This is a genomic window from Mesorhizobium sp. M7A.F.Ca.ET.027.02.1.1 (genome assembly GCF_004022985.1).
GTDB lineage: Bacteria > Pseudomonadota > Alphaproteobacteria > Rhizobiales > Rhizobiaceae > Mesorhizobium.
In genome coordinates this window covers 1-1,638 of the sequence record NZ_RZOL01000712.1, presented here as the reverse complement: position 1 = coordinate 1,638, position 1,638 = coordinate 1, and the positions used below count along the sequence as shown (strand labels likewise).

The following is a 1,638-nucleotide window of genomic DNA, read 5'->3' as shown; positions in this document are numbered from 1 at the left end:
CCTTCATCCGCTCGCGAACCTCGCGGTCGTCCGGCCTGCTGGTCTCGTAGCGAACCGTCATGCGGCAACAGCCGATGGCTTTACACGCCCGCCGTTCGCTCATCCCGAAGCCTTCCTTCAGGCGAGCGACAGCTTTCCGCTTGGCCGCGGGCGTCACCATTTCTTTCCCACAAGGTCCTTCAACGCGGCATTGTCGAGCATGGCGTCGGCCAGAAGCCGCTTCAGGCGCGTGTTCTCGTCCTCCAGCGCCTTCAGTCGCCGAGCCTCGGAGACATCCATCCCGCCGAAGCGGGCCTTCCAATTGTAGATCGAGGCGTCGCTGACCCCGTGCTTGCGGCACAGATCGGCAACCGATACCCGGCGACTGTTTTTGCTCCACTCCACCGCGGACAGTTGCGGGTCGGTGTCGAGCACCGTCACCCGATGACCGGCGGCGGCGAATTCGCCAGCGAGCAGGATGGTGGTCATGGTCTTGCCGACCCCGCCTTTGGGAGAGGCCACTGTGATTTGCACCGCGCGTTGTTCCGGCATTGTCTTTTCCCAATGTTCCATTCACTTTGGCGCCAAACCGCATGGACACTTTGGCGCCAAAGTGACTTCCTTGCATTATGCCATTGCACCGATGCGACAAGGCTCAAAGGCGGATAAACGATTGTGTGATAATATGATTTTGCGCATCGGTGCAATGTCCACGAGGGCATTAATGATTCTGAATCAACGAACCATAGAATCAGTATAATGTTGCGTGGTGAATTGACAAGATACGCAATTTGGGTCCAAATTGGCTGAGCAGGTCGTCGCTTCGCTTTGACCTGGACCGTCTTCGACGGGAGGCCCCATCCGCCATAGCGAGGAATTTTGGACACCAGCGCCGCCCAGAAGGACACGCGAAAGCGCTCCCGGATCGATATCGGGCCGGAGGCGGGCGCGCTCCTGGATGAGGCCTGCAAGGTGTTCCAGCTTGACCGAGCGGAGACGTTGCGGCGCATTATCCGGGCCAGCCTGGATGTCGGTCCCGCTCTGTCAGCTGAGAATTCACGCACTGTCGCGGCCTTGGCCTCGCAAGTCCGGATGGTTGGCCGAAGCCTCAGCCAGCTTCTCCATGCCATTCATTCCGGCGATGCTGTCCCCATGGAGGCGGCGTTGCCGATATGGGAAGCTCTGGATGAGAGAGTGAAAGCCGTCGACGCCGAATTGACGGCGATGACGATTGCTCATGGCCTGAAACTTCGGAAGGCGGCGCATCTGCTGGATGGTAAGGACGCGTGACCCTCGACCAGTCAACCATACAGGCTATAGCCGATCGGATCCGCGCGAGCGCAGTTTTTGAAGAAGAGAACCGCACGCGCCGGCACCAGTCTAAGTTATCCTTTGCTGCAAATGACGATGATTGGTTCGTCAAGACCGTTCGCGGCCGGACGGGGAAGGACGGTTTCGGGGGAAGCCAGCCACCGGAACCGGCCGTGCCGCGCTCGTCTGCCCAAGAGCTGGAGCCGCCGCGCGGTAAAGCCGGGCGACTGAACCTCGCCCTGTCAACGAAGCGGCGGAAGCTCGCCGGCGGACCTGCACCGAGGGCGGCTGCCGACAGGCTGGCGGCCGGGTATCAGCCGGCGGTTCTGAAGGTGATTTCCTACGGGC

At 60.8% G+C, this 1,638-nt stretch carries 1 protein-coding gene and 2 pseudogenes; 2 read left to right on the top strand and 1 reads right to left on the bottom strand.

Annotation, left to right across the window (positions count from 1 at the left end; genetic code table 11):
* Positions 1-531: pseudogene (locus EN749_RS35410) on the bottom strand (transposase); the annotation flags it as partial.
* Between the two features lie 327 nt (positions 532-858).
* On the opposite strand from EN749_RS35410, the gene EN749_RS35405 reads away from it, so the two are divergent.
* Complete coding sequence (locus EN749_RS35405; RefSeq protein ID WP_245491579.1) at positions 859-1,269, top strand: hypothetical protein; 411 nt, start codon at positions 859-861, stop codon at positions 1,267-1,269.
* Positions 1,266-1,638 (top strand): annotated as a pseudogene (locus EN749_RS38385) (hypothetical protein); the annotation flags it as partial. The gene EN749_RS35405 and the pseudogene EN749_RS38385, both read left to right, overlap by 4 nt.